This window comes from Bradyrhizobium erythrophlei (genome assembly GCF_042430365.1).
Classification (GTDB): domain Bacteria; phylum Pseudomonadota; class Alphaproteobacteria; order Rhizobiales; family Xanthobacteraceae; genus Bradyrhizobium; species Bradyrhizobium erythrophlei.
This window is the reverse complement of sequence record NZ_JBHMET010000235.1, coordinates 430-14213: the sequence shown is the minus strand read 5'-3', so window position 1 is coordinate 14213 and position 13784 is coordinate 430. Positions and strand designations below refer to the sequence as shown.

Below are 13784 nucleotides of genomic sequence, written 5' to 3'. Positions count from 1 at the left end.
TGCCCAGTGAAGTCGAGTGTCGTCGATCGCGCCTAACGGGAGGGAGCTCCCCGTGAACGCCAGTGCGGTGCCTCACTTTCGGAACGGCGGCCCTTCGGCCGCCGCGCAGACGTTTGGCGGCCGCAGCCGTCAATCGCGGGGAGAGGCGGCGAGCATGGTCGACGTCACGGCGGGACAGGGCACGGCAGGCAAAGGCGGACTTCCGAGCCTCACCGACATCGGCGACATCTTGAAGCGCGGCGACATTGCGCTCGCGCTCGGCGTGCTCACCATCCTGGTGGTGCTGATCCTGCCGCTGCCCTCGATCGTGCTCGACCTGTTCCTGGCGGTCTCGATCACGGTCTCGGTGTTGATCCTGATGACCTCGCTGTTCATTCAGGCGCCGCTGGAATTCTCGTCGTTTCCGACCATCCTCTTGATCTCGACCATGCTGCGGCTGTCGCTGAACATGGCCTCGACCCGGCTGATCCTCTCCCGCGGCCACGAGGGCACCGCCGCCGCCGGCCACGTCATCGAAGCTTTCGGCAACTTCGTGATGGGCGGCAACTTCGTGATCGGCATCATCGTGTTCGCGATCCTCGTGATCGTGAATTTCGTCGTCATCACCAAGGGTTCCGGCCGCATCGCCGAGGTCGCGGCGCGCTTCCAGCTCGACTCGATGCCCGGCAAGCAGATGGCGATCGACGCCGACCTCTCCGCCGGCCTGATCGACGAGAAGACCGCGAAGGAGCGGCGCAAGGCGCTGGAGGATGAAAGCGGCTTCTTCGGCGCCATGGACGGCGCCTCGAAATTTGTCCGCGGCGACGCCATCGCGGGCCTGCTGATCGTCTTCATCAACATCATCGGCGGCATCATCATCGGCGTCGCCCAGCAGGGGCTCTCCTTCAGTGAGGCCGCCCGCACCTACACCGTGCTGACCGTCGGCGACGGCCTGGTCACCCAGGTGCCCGCCCTGATCGTCTCGACCGCCGCAGGCCTCCTGGTGTCCAAGGCCGGCATCACCGGCGCCGCCGACAAGGCGCTGATCCGGCAGCTCTCCGGCTATCCGCAGGCCCTCGGCATGTCGGCCGGCGTGATGATCGTGCTGTCGCTGCTGCCGGGCATTCCAATGATCCCGTTCATGGCGCTCGGCTCCGGTGCGGCCGCCCTCGCCTGGACCGCGCGCAAGCAGCAGCAGGTGACCAAGGCCGCCGAGGTCGCCGCAGCCGCAGCGCCGGCCGCGGCGGCGGCCGCCGCAGCCGCGGCCGAAGAGCCGATCTCCGCCGCGCTCAAGATCGACGACCTCAAGATCGAGCTCGGCTATGCGCTGCTGCCGCTCGTCAACGGCCCGGACGGCACCGATCGGCTCACCGAGCAGATCAAGGCGTTGCGCCGCTCGCTCGCGGTCGAGATGGGTTTCGTGATGCCGGCCGTCCGCATCCTCGACAATGTGCAGATCGAGGCCAACAGCTACGTGATCAAGATCAAGGAGGTCGACGCCGGCACCGGCCGGATCTGGCCGAACCAGTTCATGGTCATGGATCCCGCCGGCAACCAGGTGCAGGTGCCCGGCATCCACACCATCGAACCGACCTTCGGCCTGCCCGCGACCTGGGTCGATGCCGGCCTGAAGGAAGAGGCCGCGCTGAAAGGCTACACCGTGGTCGACGCCGCAACCGTGCTGTCGACGCACCTGACCGAGCTGCTCAAGACCAACATGGCGGACCTGCTCTCGTACGGCGAGGTGCAGAAGCTACTCAAGGACCTGCCGAAGGAACAGGGCGAGCTGATCAAGGACATCGTGCCGGCCCAGGTCACGATCTCGGGCATCCAGCGCGTGCTGCAGCTCCTGCTCGCCGAACGCATTTCGATCCGCGACCTCTCGACCATCCTCGAGGGCATCGCCGACGCGCTGGCGTTCTCGCGCAACCCGGCGACCATGGTCGAGCACGTCCGCGCCCGCCTGGCGCGGCAGATCTGCGCCCAAAACACCTCGCCGAACGGCTATTTGCCGCTGATCGCGCTGTCGGCGCGGTGGGAGCAGGCCTTCGCCGAGTCGATCGTCGGCCAGGGCGACGACCGCAGCCTTGCGATGCAGCCCTCCAAGCTCTCGGAGTTCATGACCGCGGTGCGCAACGCCTTCGAGCAGGCGGCACGCGAAGGCGAGGCGCCGGTGCTGGTGACATCGGCGGCGATCCGGCCATTCGTTCGCTCGCTGGTCGAGCGGTTCCGCTCGCAGACCACCGTGCTGTCGCAGGCCGAAATTCACCCCCGCGCCCGGCTGAAGACGGTTGGCAGCATCTAGAGCCATTCCCGTTCCGATGGAACCGGAACGGGGCTCTAGATACTTGTTTTGACGCGTTTTCTTCACGCGAACCGGTGTCCACTTCGCTTGAAAACGCTTCTGGCGACAAGAGCCGACGCCGGTTGCCGTTGCCCGGAACGGCACGTCGCCCGGCAAATCAGCCCGCTCGCGAACGCGGTTTATTCGCCACACGCAAATGATTTGTGGGGAACCCGTAGGGACCGGAGAACTCCGGATTGCGGAACACGCCTGACTGGCAATAGTCTGTAGTCACTATATTTTTTGCCAGATTTCGCGCTTGAGGCGACGTTTTCGATCGCGCCCGTTCAAGTCTTTTCACCGGCTTGTGATCGCCTCTGGGGAACGGAATCAGCAAATCCTACGTTGAGTGGCGCGAGGCGTTGAACCCCGCAGCGGATGGCTTCGACAAATCCGCAAGACAGGAAGGCGGCAGGAGACTTCCATGAATCACTCGATCTACAGCGCTGATCGTTCGACGCATCTGAAGATCGTGGTCGTGGCTCTTGTCGCGGGTATCCTGGTCGCTGGGTTCAGTATCTCGACGCGCAACGGTTCGGACGAGGGTTACACCCAGGCCGCGCGCGTGATGAAGGCCGGCAAGCCGGTCGCGGTGACCAGCTCGGCCAATTCGCTCGTCCGATAGAAGGAGAATTTCACGGAATTCACGTAGTCTCTTTACAGCCCCCCAAAGTCGCTACGTGGATAATTGAAGACCCCCAACTACCCCCAAGTTGACTGTCGAAAACGCCCGCTCCCCACGGGCGTTTTCTTTTTGTGAGGTGCGCTAGCGGGTCTCGTCTTGCGCTTTGGCGCTCTACTTTTGCCCGCCCGGCACGGTCTCGATCAGCTTGCCGGTGAAGATCGGCGCCGAGGTCGGCTGGCCGCTGGGTGAGCCGCCGGCCTGCTCGACGGTCACAGCAAAGGTCGCCGCATGGATGGTGTTGGCATCGTAGGACGACAGCACCGGACGCGCGGTGAAATCGCTGCCGCCGATCACGCCGAGCGAGCGCGGCTGCGGCAGCTTGTCGGAGATCAGCCAAAGCTCGAAGCTCTTGCCGGGCTCGGCCTGGGCGCCGACCTTGCGCACCGTGAAACTCTTGGTCGCGGCGTCGACCGTGAGGATGAAGGCCGGCGCGCCGGCCCCCTGCTGCAACAGCGCCACGTATTGTGCCGACGGCGGCGGTGGCGGCGTCTTCGCCTCGACGATCTGGACCCGCGGCTTCGGCCGGATCGCCTGCGGCAGCGCGTCAGGTTGATAGATCTGCAGGCCCAGCATCACGAGCAGTGCGGCGGCGAGCGCGCTCACCGCGGACGCGACGTTGCGCCAGCGCTTCACGCGGCCGCTCAGATCGATCACGTTCGCGGTGTCGACGGCCGGCGCCTGACGCATCTCGGCCGGCTCGACCTGTGGCGGCGGAGGCGGTGGCGGTTCGGGAAGCACCAGCGGCTGCTGCGGCTCGGTCGAATGACCGATCGCCGCCTTGATGTTCTCCCACACGATCGGGCGCGGCTCGACCGAGCCGACCATCTGGTTGAGCGAGCCGAGCCTGTGCTCCCACGCCTGGACGATCGCGGTGAATTCCTTGTCGACGGCCATCATGGTCTCGACCTGCGCGCGCTCCTCGGCGTCGAGGGTGCCGAGCGCATATTCGGCGGCGAGCGCGATATGGTCTTCGCTGTAGGCCATCACTCGAAGTCCAGAACCTTCAAAGTCCGAGACATTCCCGGATTTCCATCATGCTGCGGCGTAGCCAGGTCTTCACCGTATTCACCGGCGTCTCGAACTTTGCGGCAAGCTGCTCGCGGCTCCAGCCGTTGTAATAGGCCAGTAGCACGAGCTTCTGCCGATCCGGCTCCAGACGACCGACGCACTCCAACAACCGCCTCAGATCTTCCGTCATCTCCCGGCGCGCCAGCGGATCGGGAGACTCGGCCGCCACTTCCATGGCCGCCGGCTCCTCCTCCAGCGAGAGCTCGCTCCGCTTGCGCACCACGTCGATGGCGCGGTTGCGCGCGATCGACGCCATCCATGTGATCGGGGAAGACAGGGCTGGATTGAATTGTCCGGCGCTGTTCCAGATCTTGACGTAAGCCTCCTGGATGACCTCCTCGGCGAGATCCTGTCGGCGCAAGATACGAAGCACGACGCCAAAGAGTTTCGCCCGCGTCGCGGCGTAGAGGCGCTCGAAGGCGACCTCATCCCCTTTCGCAACGGCAGCGATCAGCCAGACCAGCTCAGCTGGCGTCAACATCCAGCGTCCCCCAAATCCCGCGTCCCCACTGCCAAATTGCCAACCGCTTTATCGCCAATTGTCCGTTGCCAAAGCCCTCGGTGCCGAGGCTCTTTGCCGCGTATGTCCGGGATGGTCGTAGCATAATTTGTGGCCAGACGGTCCACCAGTGGCTCGCTTGTGGACATCGCCAAGCAAAAACCCGGGCCGAGGGCCCGGGTTTTGTCGTCGTCTGGTATGGACGAGGTGTGTCAGGCGATGGCGCCGAGGCGGGCGCGCATCAGGCCGATCGAGTCCATATCGGCCTGCTCGCGCGCGCTCTCTTCCGCGCGCTCGCGCGCCTGGTCGCGCTCGTCGAGCAGCTCGACCTTCTTCAATTCCTCGAAAGCCTCAGCCAGCAGCGCCTTGGCGTCTTCGAGCTGGGTGCGCAGCTCGTCGGCGGAACGGGTCAGGTTTTCCCGACGCTGGATCGCTGCCTTGGCGTAGGTCGGATAGGCGAAATGCGAGGGATCGTTGATCCCTGCCCGCTCTTGCTCGACCTGGATTTCGCGCTCCAACTCGACCGACATGCGCTGGAAATCGGCGATCATGCCTTCGATCTGGGTGACCCGGCGGCGCTTTTCGTCGACCTGAAACTTCTTCAGACGGATCAGCGTTTCTCGTGACTTCATCGACTCTTACTCCCCAGAAGTCCCGATTTGGAACGCGGGACAGAGCCGGCTCCCCGCTGGGCCCCGCCGGCATAGCTAATGGTGTGCCGGAGATGATGGCCTGACAAAGTTAGCGTTCCGTTTCCAAACCCGACAGGATTTGCGCCAGTTGCTGGTATCCATCGCCGAGGCTGGTGGCCTCGTCCTTGGCCTGGCGCAGGAACGTCTCGAGCGGTTCGTGCAGGCGGATCGCCTCGTCGACCTCGGCACTGGAACCCGGCCGGTACGCGCCGAGCCGGATCAATTCCTCCATGTCGGCATAGGTCGCCATCACCTGCCGCGCCTTGGTGATCAGCGGCAGGAAATTGGGATCGGCGGAGCGCGGCATGGTGCGCGAGACCGACTTCAGAATATTGACGGCCGGATAGCGGCCGCGCTCGGCGATTGCGCGCTGCATCACGATATGGCCGTCGAGGATGCCGCGCACCGCGTCGGCGATCGGCTCATTGTGATCGTCGCCGTCGACCAGCACCGTGAAGATGGCGGTGATGGTGCCGACGCCGGTGCCCGGCCCGGCGCGCTCCAGGAGCTTCGGCAATTCCGTGAACACGGTCGGCGTATAGCCCTTGGCGGTCGGCGGCTCGCCGCCGGACAGGCCGATCTCGCGCTGCGCCATTGCGAAGCGCGTCACCGAGTCCATCAGGCACAGCACGTCCTTGTCCTCGTCGCGGAAATATTCGGCGATCGAGAGCGTGAGATAGGCCGCCTGCCGCCGCATCAGCGCCGGCTCGTCCGAGGTCGCGACCACCACGACCGAGCGGGCGAGACCCTCCTCGCCGAGGTCTTCCTGGAGGAATTCCTGCACCTCGCGGCCGCGTTCGCCGATCAGGCCGATGATCGTGATATCGGCGTCGACATTGCGCGCCAGCATCGACAGCAGCACCGACTTGCCGACGCCGGAGCCGGCGAAGATGCCGAGCCGCTGGCCACGGCAACAGGTCAGAAAGGTATTGAGCGCGCGCACGCCGAGATCGAGCGGGCTACCTACCCGCCTGCGTGAATGCGCCGGCGGCGGCGAGTTGCGGTAGGGCATCGGCGAGGCGCCCTGCGGCAGCGGTCCCTTGCCGTCGATCGGCTCGCCCATCGCGTTGACGACCCGGCCGAGCCAGGCCGGCGACGGCCGCACCTGGCTCGCGGCATTGGCGATCAGCGCGCGGCAGCCGCGCCTGACACCCTCGAGACCGCCGAACGGCATCACGACCGCATTGCTGCCGGAGAAGCCGATCACCTCGGCCGCGATGAAGCGATTGCCGCCGACGTCGATCACGATGCGCGCGCCGACCGACATCGCGTGAATCGGTCCGGCGATCTCGACCATCAATCCGCGCACGCCGACCACGCGTCCATAAATATTGACGCCGTCGATGTCACCAATTTGCTCCGCGAGCGCCTTCATTGCGAAAACCTTAAGTTTCCGCGTTTTTGGCCCAGTCGCTTAACTTCGTGTTTACCCGCATCGTTAATCATTGCGTCACTGTCTTTGGTGACTGAGGTCGCTTGCTGTTCAGAAGAACGGTGAGTCGCGAGAGTCGGTTAGACCCGTCTCTTAATGTGGAACTTGAGCGAGAACGGATAGGAAAAGCTTCTTCTGCACAGTATCTTAGGGCGATTCGACAAAAATTGCACGGATACAGCTTGCGCGGAGGAATCAGTTTTTGTTAACCATATCTCGTCAGGATCCGAATCAGTTGTTCAAAGGCGTTTTGTGAGTGCCGCAAGTGCGGCCGACCTGACGCCCGGAGCGGCGACTATAGGGGACTGGCATGCGCGTTTTGCTGATTGAAGATGACAGCGCCGTCGCGCAGTCGATCGAATTGATGCTGAAGTCCGAGAGTTTCAACGTCTACACGACGGACCTCGGAGAAGAGGGCGTCGATCTCGGCAAGCTTTACGACTACGACATCATTCTTCTCGACCTCAACCTGCCCGACATGTCCGGCTACGACGTGCTCAAGCAGCTCCGGGTGTCGAAGATCAAAACACCCATTCTGATCCTCTCCGGCCTCGCCGGCATCGAGGACAAGGTCAAGGGTCTCGGCGTCGGCGCCGACGACTACATGACCAAGCCCTTCCACAAGGACGAACTGGTCGCCCGCATCCACGCGATCGTGCGCCGCTCCAAGGGCCACGCCCAGTCGGTCATCCAGACCGGCGATCTCGTGGTCAATCTCGACACCAAGACGGTCGAGGTCGGCGGCCAGCGCGTGCACCTGACCGGCAAGGAATACCAGATGCTGGAGCTGCTCTCGCTCCGCAAGGGCACCACGCTCACCAAGGAAATGTTCCTCAACCACCTCTATGGCGGTATGGACGAGCCGGAGCTGAAGATCATCGACGTCTTCATCTGCAAGCTGCGCAAGAAGCTTGCGAATGCTTCCGAAGGCCGCAACTTCATCGAGACCGTGTGGGGCCGCGGCTACGTGCTGCGCGAGCCGCACGAGGCCGACGAGCGCATCCCGGCCTAAAGCTGGCTTCTGCAGGCGAACCATCCGGTTCACGCCTCCCGACTTGGACCCCGCCGCAAATGGCGGGGTTTTTGTTTTTGGATGACGCAAGACCGTCCGGCGGACTAAGCGACATTCACCACGAAATCATAGCGGCCGATCTTGCCATCGGATGCGTTGTCGACGCGCATCAACAGGCGGTGGTCGAAGATGCTGTCGCCGCTGTTGGCGCGCGCATCGCCCGGGAAATAAAGCTGCGTGGTCAGAACGCGCTGACCCGGCACCGCAACCTTGACATGGAAATGCCGAGTGCGCCCGGGGTACATCCCCGGCACGATGGTCTCGAAGACATATCGCCCTAGCGCGTCGGTCGCCTGATGTCCGCGCAACCTGAAGCCGCTGTTGTCATAGGCACCGCTCGCATCGGCGTGCCAGAGGTCGACAACCGCATTAGCAATGGGCCGACAGCGCTTGTTGGTAACAAAACCGATAAGCGTAAAGGCCGCTCCCGGTGCATCGGCGCGGAAATTGCGCTTGGCCGGCGAGTGCGGCGTGTAGAACGGCCCTTCGGTTTGCGAGATCGTGGCGCCATCGTCGGGACCGCACGATGGCGTTTCCGGAAGCACCTGCGCCTGTGCCGGATAACTCAGCCAGAGCGTACGAGCGGCAATGCCGATCGAGGTTGCGGCCAGCCAGCGGCCGACGGCCTGTCGCCGCGTCAACAGGTGATTTGCCATCGGGAGTACCGACCAGTTTCCATGGTTGGACAACGAGCGTCAGTCTTCCAGTTCGCGCGATGCTATGCCTTGCCTGTCGAGCTGCATGTAAAAGGTCTGTGATTGACCTCGCCAGATTTCCTGCCCTGCAGCAGCGCCGCTGTGCTTGCTAACGCCGGTGTTGAACCCGCCATCCCCGTGCGCCGACCAACGAATCGTGCGATCCTCGCTGCGACAAGCGTGACGGGTCTCGGGGCGGCTTGAAATGATCCTGCAATCCCTCGCCGGCCTGCCGGCGTTCCTGGTCTATTTCTGCACGGCGCTGATCGCCGTGGTCGCCTACCTCTTCGTCTATACCCGCGTCACCCCGCATGACGAGTTCCAGCTGATCCGCGACAACGATCCGGCGGCCGCGATTGCGCTGGGGTTAAGCCTGCTCGGCTTCGTGCTGCCGGTGGTTAGCGCCATCGCCCATTCCGCCAATGTGGTGGATTGCCTGATCTGGAGCGTCATCGCGCTGATCGTGCAGATCATCGTCTACTACATCGTCAAGGTCCCGGTGCCGAACCTGTCGGCACGGATCGCATCCGGCGAGATGGCGGCGGCGATCTGGCTCGGTCTGTCCTCGCTGGCCGCAGGCGCGCTGAACGCGGCCTGCATGATCTACTGACAATGGCGAACAAACCGAACCCGCCATTCGGCAAGCGCCGGCCCGCGGTGCCGCCGCGGCCGGGCCCGCCGCCCAAGCGCTCCAACCATGTCGTCCTGCTGGTGATGGGCACGCTTGCCGTGGGCGGCGGCGCCTACGCGCTGATGCCGCGCGAGGACTGCCGGCCGGCCTCGCCGGGCATGGCCGCCCCCGCGGTGCCGCAGCCCGGCGCCGACTGCGCGCCGCGCAGCTCGTCATCCGGATCGGGTGGCCATGGTGGCAGCGGCGGCGGAAGCTCCTCGCGCAGCAGCTTCTTCAGCGGCGATTCCTCCTCCGGCGGCGGCTCGTCCTCGTCATCGACCACCTCGTCGGGATCGGTGAGCCGCGGCGGCTTCGGCTCGTTCGCACATGCGTTCGGCTTCGGCGGCGGCTGACCGATCACGCTGTCGCGTGCGGTCGCGCTTTTGCTTGCCCGGCGGTCACCGCTGATGGAAACTCGACGCCGCTCGTCGAGGAGGGATCGCGCCCATGAAACGCTCGCGCCGCGTCGTGCTGACATTGATGGGGAGTGCCGCGATCGGCGCGGTATCGATGGGTCTGACTCCGCGCCGCGACTGCGGTCCCGGCAACAGCGCGGTGCCGGGCCCGGACGGCAGGCTCTATTGCCGCCCGGCCCATTATGGCGGCTTCGGCGGCGGGCCGCATCGTTTCAGCGGCCATGGTCACGGCCACGGCGGTCATGGGCACGGCGGCCACGGTGGCGGCTGACGCCCCGTTCGCTCGAAAGCGTGGTGAACCATGCAGCGAATTGAATGCTCCGAACGCGACGACTGGCGCGCGACGGCGGAAAGCGCCGGCTTCGATTTCCACACCATCGACGGCGAACGCTATTGGGACGAGCGCGCCTATTACGCCTTCACGCTCGACGAAATCGAACGCGGGATCGAGGCGCCGACCGGCGAGATCGACGCAATGTGCCTCGAACTCGTCGGCCACGCGGTCGACGATGAGAGCTATTTGCGCCGCCTGAAGATTCCCGAGGCCTTCTGGAATCTGATCGCGGAGAGCTGGCATCGCGACGACGACAGCCTCTACGGCCGGCTCGATCTCAAATTCGACGGCAAGGGTCCGGCCAAGCTGCTCGAATACAATGCCGACACGCCGACCTCGATCTTCGAGGCTGCGGTGTTTCAATGGACCTGGCTCGAACAGGCGATCGATCGCAACATCATCCCGAAGCGCGCCGACCAGTTCAATTCGATCCACGAACGCCTGATCGAGGCCTGGAGCAAGGTCGGCGGCACGCACCCGCTGCATCTCACCGGCATGACCGGAAACACCGAGGACGCCGGCACGCTCGCCTATCTCGAGGATACCGCCGCGCAGGCGGGGCTCAAGACCACGCTGCTCGACATCGAGGAGATCGGGCTGCGCGACGACGGGAGCTTCGTCGATCTCGACGACCGCGAAATCGAACTCGCATTCAAGCTCTATCCATGGGAGTGGATGTTCCACGACGCCTTCGGCAACAACCTGGCGAAGGCGTCGACGCGCTGGATCGAGCCGCCGTGGAAGGCGATCCTGTCGAACAAGGGCATCCTGCCGCTGTTGTGGGAGATGTTTCCGAACCATCCCAATCTGCTGCCGGCCTATTTCGAGGACGACCCGCGGGCCGCGCAACTTGGCCCGTCCTTCGTACGCAAGCCGATCTATTCGCGCGAGGGCTCCAACATCGCGCTCGTCAGCGCCGGCACCGCACTGGTCGAACAGGAAGGCCCTTACGGTGCCGAAGGCTTCATCCGGCAGGCCCTGGCGCCGTTGCCGAATTTCTCCGGCCAATATCCGGTGCTCGGAAGCTGGCTGGTCGATCACATCCCGTGCTGCTTGTCGATCCGCGAAGACGAGAACCCGATCACCGGCAACACGTCGCGATTTCTCCCGCACGCGATTCTTTAGCTCAACGTCGTAGAAACGAACGCCGTTCTTTCACCGTCATCCTGAGGAGCCGCGAAGCGGCGTCTCGAAGGATGCACGGCCCCGCTGGTGGCCGTCGATCCTTCGAGACGCGCTAGCGCTCCTCCAGCGACAACGGCGAAGCCGTTGCGCGGGGATGACGGGCAGAGACCTGTGCCTACCCTTCTAGCTCAGAAGAATTGCACCTCAGCGCGCGGCCGACGCCACCGCCTTCAGCACGTGCGCCGCGGCGCCGGCGCGTGCGACCGGGGCGTTGCTCGGCTGATAGAGCCCGCGCCGATCGGGATAGGGCTTGAACACGTTGGTGATGCCGACCACGGATTCGGCCGCGCCCAGCGCCAGCACGCCGTCGGGCTCGAGCATCCGCACCAGCTTGGCGAAGATGCCGGCCTTGGTGCCTTGGTCGAAATAGATCAGCACGTTGCGGCAGAAGATCACGTCGAACGTGCCGAGATGGGAGAGGTCCTGCAGCAGATTGAGCTGGCGGTGCTGCACCATGCCGCGGATGTCGGCGTTGAGCTGCCAGAGCTCGCCCTTCTGGGTGAAGTACTTCACGAGGAGCTGGATCGGCAGGCCGCGCTGCACCTCGAACTGGCTGAACAGGCCGGCCCTGGATTTCTCCAGCACCGCCTGCGACAGGTCGGTGGCGACGATCTCGGTGCGCCAGCCCGAAAACAGCGCGCTCATTTCCTTCAAGCACATCGCGATCGAATAGGGCTCCTGCCCGGTCGACGACGCCGCGCACCAGATGCGCAAGCTGCGGCGCGCGGCGCGGGCCGCTGCCAACGCCGGCAGCACCGCTTCCTTCAGATGGTCGAACGGAATCTTGTCGCGGAAGAAGAACGTCTCGTTGGTGGTCATCGCCTCGACCACCTCCGATGTCAGCGGCTCGGCGCCGCCCTTCATCTTCTGCACGAGCTCCGGGATCCCGGCGAGATTCGCCTTGCGCGCCAGCGGCACCAGGCGGCTCTCCACGAGGTATTGCTTGTCGGCCGAGAGATCGAGCCCGGACCGCTCTTTCAGGAGCTTGCGCAGATACTCATAGTCCTGGGGCGTCACGAGCGGTCTCCCGAAAACACACGAACAAGTTTCGGTGCGATCTGATTGAGCGGCAGCACCGCCGCGCAGATCCCGGCATTGGCAGCCGCGCCCGGCATGCCCCACACCACGCTGGTCGCCTCGTCCTGCGCGATCACGCTGCCGCCGGCGGCGACGATGTCCTTGCCCCCGCGCATGCCGTCGGAGCCCATGCCGGTGAGGATCACCGACAAGATGCCACCCTGCCAGACCTCGACCGCGGAGGAGAACAGCGGATCGACGGCGGGCTTGCAGAAGTTGACCGGCGGGCCGTCGTCGAGCGCGATCGCGACATCGATGCCGTGGCGGACGACGCGCATGTGGCGGCCGCCCGGCGCAAGGTAGATCTGGCCGGCCTTGACCGTTTCGCCGTCGATCGCCTCATGCGCCGGCCGCTTGCTGGTACGCGCCAGATGCTCGGCGAGAATGGTGGTGAAAGTCGGCGGCATGTGCTGGGTGATCAACACAGGGAAGCGATCGATCACCGGTCCGATATGAGCGACCAGCGACATCAGCGCCTGTGGGCCGCCGGTCGAGGAGCCGATCAGCAGCACCTTCGGCGGCAACAGGCCGAACTGACGGCGCGCGAACTGCGCCGGCGCGGCATGAGCTGGCGCGGCGCCCGTGACCGACACACGCGGCTTGTCGTGGTCCGGTGCCAGCGGTGGGCTCACCGCCGGGTGGGCGGCGCTGCGGCGGGCCCTGGGGCCGAGGTGGCGGATCTTCTGGATCAGATCATGGCGGAAGGTTTCCGCGGCGGTCGCCTCCCGCGTACTCTCCGGCTTCGGGATGTAGTCGGAAGCGCCGAGCGACAGCGCCTTCAGGCTGATCTCCGCGTTGCGGCGGGTCAGCGTCGAGGCCATGATGATGACGAGGTCACGCTTCTTCGCCAGCAGTCGCGGCAGAGCCGATATGCCGTCGAGGTCAGGCATTTCGATATCGAGCACCGCGACGTCGGGCTTGATGCGCTCGAGCTGGTTGACGGCATCGAGGCCGGTGCGCAGCGAGGCCACGACTTCCATGTCGGGCTCGGCGCCGATCCAGCGCGAGATCATTCCGCGGATGACGACGGAGTCGTCGACGACCATCACCCGCAATTTCTCCGTACGGGTCGATGTCGAGGCCGCAGCACTTGTCAACGCTATACTCATAACTTCACCAGCAACGCAACGGCACAGGTTACAACAATTGAGCCGAAGGCTTCCGCCGCCGGATCGAACACAAGATTTTAGATCAGTCCGACTTCCTGGAACTTCGCGGTGACGATGTCCTTGTCGAACGGCTTCATGATGTACTCATTGGCTCCGGCATGCAGCGCGCGCGCGATGTGCGCGACGTCGTTTTCGGTGGTGCAGAACACGACCTTGGGCTGATCGCCGCCGGGCATGCGGCGCAGATTGCCGAGGAACTCGTAACCGTCCATCACCGGCATGTTCCAGTCGAGCAGCACCGCATCCGGCATCGCGCGCTTGCAGACCTCGAGCGCCTTCTCGCCGTCCTCGGCCTCGGTGATCTGGAAGTCGAGGCCTTCCAGGATGCGGCGGGCAACCTTGCGAATGACGCTTGAGTCATCGACAACAAGACATGTTCTCATTTGCGACCTCTACTTCCTCATCCCCTCGCACGGGATGCTTTGGTTCTCAGTTCCGTTGGCCCGGTCTCACGCCGCCTTGGCGTC

General features: G+C 64.6%; 15 protein-coding genes. 7 read left to right on the top strand and 8 right to left on the bottom strand.

The window, feature by feature from the left end:
* The first annotated feature begins 154 nt into the window (after nucleotides 1-154).
* Complete coding sequence (gene flhA / locus ACFFWD_RS36040) at nucleotides 155-2284, top strand: flagellar biosynthesis protein FlhA (RefSeq protein WP_376973890.1); 2130 nt, start codon at nucleotides 155-157, stop codon at nucleotides 2282-2284.
* A 463-nt stretch (nucleotides 2285-2747) separates the two neighbouring features.
* Nucleotides 2748-2948 (top strand): hypothetical protein, encoded by a 201-nt coding sequence (locus ACFFWD_RS36035; protein WP_376973761.1) that lies wholly within the window; start codon nucleotides 2748-2750, stop codon nucleotides 2946-2948.
* A gap of 171 nt (nucleotides 2949-3119) precedes the next feature.
* Here the strand turns inward: ACFFWD_RS36035 and ACFFWD_RS36030 are convergent, their stop codons facing one another.
* From ACFFWD_RS36030 to fliI, 4 genes are all read right to left on the bottom strand, one after another.
* Nucleotides 3120-3992: an anti-sigma factor gene (locus tag ACFFWD_RS36030; protein ID WP_376973759.1), complete on the bottom strand. Its 873-nt coding sequence runs from the start codon at nucleotides 3990-3992 to the stop codon at nucleotides 3120-3122.
* Nucleotides 3993-4011: 19 nt separating this feature from the next.
* A complete protein-coding gene (locus ACFFWD_RS36025; protein WP_376973757.1) occupies nucleotides 4012-4557 on the bottom strand; it encodes a sigma-70 family RNA polymerase sigma factor in 546 nt (181 codons plus the stop codon).
* Between the two features lie 230 nt (nucleotides 4558-4787).
* Nucleotides 4788-5207, bottom strand: coding sequence for a flagellar export protein FliJ (fliJ, locus tag ACFFWD_RS36020; RefSeq protein ID WP_376973755.1), 420 nt, complete (start codon nucleotides 5205-5207; stop codon nucleotides 4788-4790).
* A 109-nt stretch (nucleotides 5208-5316) separates the two neighbouring features.
* The gene (gene fliI, locus ACFFWD_RS36015) at nucleotides 5317-6642 is read right to left on the bottom strand and encodes a flagellar protein export ATPase FliI (RefSeq protein ID WP_376973753.1); all 1326 of its coding nucleotides are present in this window, start codon (nucleotides 6640-6642) and stop codon (nucleotides 5317-5319) included.
* Between the two features lie 367 nt (nucleotides 6643-7009).
* Here fliI and ctrA point away from each other — a divergent pair, with 367 nt between their 5' ends.
* The gene (ctrA, locus tag ACFFWD_RS36010; RefSeq protein WP_016848562.1) at nucleotides 7010-7711 is read left to right on the top strand and encodes a response regulator transcription factor CtrA; all 702 of its coding nucleotides are present in this window, start codon (nucleotides 7010-7012) and stop codon (nucleotides 7709-7711) included.
* Nucleotides 7712-7815: 104 nt separating this feature from the next.
* Here the strand turns inward: ctrA and ACFFWD_RS36005 are convergent, their stop codons facing one another.
* A complete protein-coding gene (locus ACFFWD_RS36005; RefSeq protein ID WP_376973748.1) occupies nucleotides 7816-8427 on the bottom strand; it encodes a dioxygenase family protein in 612 nt (203 codons plus the stop codon).
* 244 nt (nucleotides 8428-8671) lie between these two features.
* Here ACFFWD_RS36005 and ACFFWD_RS36000 point away from each other — a divergent pair, with 244 nt between their 5' ends.
* From ACFFWD_RS36000 to ACFFWD_RS35985, 4 genes are all read left to right on the top strand, one after another.
* Nucleotides 8672-9076 (top strand): DUF350 domain-containing protein, encoded by a 405-nt coding sequence (locus tag ACFFWD_RS36000; RefSeq protein ID WP_376973746.1) that lies wholly within the window; start codon nucleotides 8672-8674, stop codon nucleotides 9074-9076.
* Nucleotides 9077-9078: 2 nt separating this feature from the next.
* Nucleotides 9079-9489: a hypothetical protein gene (locus ACFFWD_RS35995; protein ID WP_376973744.1), complete on the top strand. Its 411-nt coding sequence runs from the start codon at nucleotides 9079-9081 to the stop codon at nucleotides 9487-9489.
* A gap of 94 nt (nucleotides 9490-9583) precedes the next feature.
* Nucleotides 9584-9823: a hypothetical protein gene (locus ACFFWD_RS35990; protein ID WP_376973742.1), complete on the top strand. Its 240-nt coding sequence runs from the start codon at nucleotides 9584-9586 to the stop codon at nucleotides 9821-9823.
* A 30-nt stretch (nucleotides 9824-9853) separates the two neighbouring features.
* The gene (locus ACFFWD_RS35985) at nucleotides 9854-11011 is read left to right on the top strand and encodes a glutathionylspermidine synthase family protein (RefSeq protein ID WP_376973740.1); all 1158 of its coding nucleotides are present in this window, start codon (nucleotides 9854-9856) and stop codon (nucleotides 11009-11011) included.
* Between the two features lie 204 nt (nucleotides 11012-11215).
* Here ACFFWD_RS35985 and ACFFWD_RS35980 read toward each other — a convergent pair whose 3' ends face one another.
* From ACFFWD_RS35980 to ACFFWD_RS35970, 3 genes are all read right to left on the bottom strand, one after another.
* Entirely contained in the window at nucleotides 11216-12088 is an 873-nt protein-coding gene (locus ACFFWD_RS35980; protein ID WP_376973738.1) for a CheR family methyltransferase, read from the bottom strand.
* Nucleotides 12085-13257 (bottom strand): protein-glutamate methylesterase/protein-glutamine glutaminase, encoded by a 1173-nt coding sequence (locus tag ACFFWD_RS35975; protein WP_376973736.1) that lies wholly within the window; start codon nucleotides 13255-13257, stop codon nucleotides 12085-12087. The genes ACFFWD_RS35980 and ACFFWD_RS35975 overlap by 4 nt, the downstream gene beginning before the upstream one ends.
* A gap of 77 nt (nucleotides 13258-13334) precedes the next feature.
* Complete coding sequence (locus tag ACFFWD_RS35970; RefSeq protein WP_376973734.1) at nucleotides 13335-13700, bottom strand: response regulator; 366 nt, start codon at nucleotides 13698-13700, stop codon at nucleotides 13335-13337.
* Between the last annotated feature and the right edge of the window lie 84 nt (nucleotides 13701-13784).

Bases quoted from the DNA above. Each gene is read 5' to 3' on its own strand.
- flhA (WP_376973890.1), top strand. From the start codon at position 155: ATGGTCGACGTCACGGCGGGACAGGGCACGGCAGGCAAAGGCGGACTT.
- ACFFWD_RS36035 (WP_376973761.1), top strand. From the start codon at position 2,748: ATGAATCACTCGATCTACAGCGCTGATCGTTCGACGCATCTGAAGATC.
- ACFFWD_RS36030 (WP_376973759.1), bottom strand. From the start codon at position 3,992: ATGGCCTACAGCGAAGACCATATCGCGCTCGCCGCCGAATATGCGCTC.
- ACFFWD_RS36025 (WP_376973757.1), bottom strand. From the start codon at position 4,557: ATGTTGACGCCAGCTGAGCTGGTCTGGCTGATCGCTGCCGTTGCGAAA.
- fliJ (WP_376973755.1), bottom strand. From the start codon at position 5,207: ATGAAGTCACGAGAAACGCTGATCCGTCTGAAGAAGTTTCAGGTCGAC.
- fliI (WP_376973753.1), bottom strand. From the start codon at position 6,642: ATGAAGGCGCTCGCGGAGCAAATTGGTGACATCGACGGCGTCAATATT.
- ctrA (WP_016848562.1), top strand. From the start codon at position 7,010: ATGCGCGTTTTGCTGATTGAAGATGACAGCGCCGTCGCGCAGTCGATC.
- ACFFWD_RS36005 (WP_376973748.1), bottom strand. From the start codon at position 8,427: ATGGCAAATCACCTGTTGACGCGGCGACAGGCCGTCGGCCGCTGGCTG.
- ACFFWD_RS36000 (WP_376973746.1), top strand. From the start codon at position 8,672: ATGATCCTGCAATCCCTCGCCGGCCTGCCGGCGTTCCTGGTCTATTTC.
- ACFFWD_RS35995 (WP_376973744.1), top strand. From the start codon at position 9,079: ATGGCGAACAAACCGAACCCGCCATTCGGCAAGCGCCGGCCCGCGGTG.
- ACFFWD_RS35990 (WP_376973742.1), top strand. From the start codon at position 9,584: ATGAAACGCTCGCGCCGCGTCGTGCTGACATTGATGGGGAGTGCCGCG.
- ACFFWD_RS35985 (WP_376973740.1), top strand. From the start codon at position 9,854: ATGCAGCGAATTGAATGCTCCGAACGCGACGACTGGCGCGCGACGGCG.
- ACFFWD_RS35975 (WP_376973736.1), bottom strand. From the start codon at position 13,257: ATGAGTATAGCGTTGACAAGTGCTGCGGCCTCGACATCGACCCGTACG.
- ACFFWD_RS35970 (WP_376973734.1), bottom strand. From the start codon at position 13,700: ATGAGAACATGTCTTGTTGTCGATGACTCAAGCGTCATTCGCAAGGTT.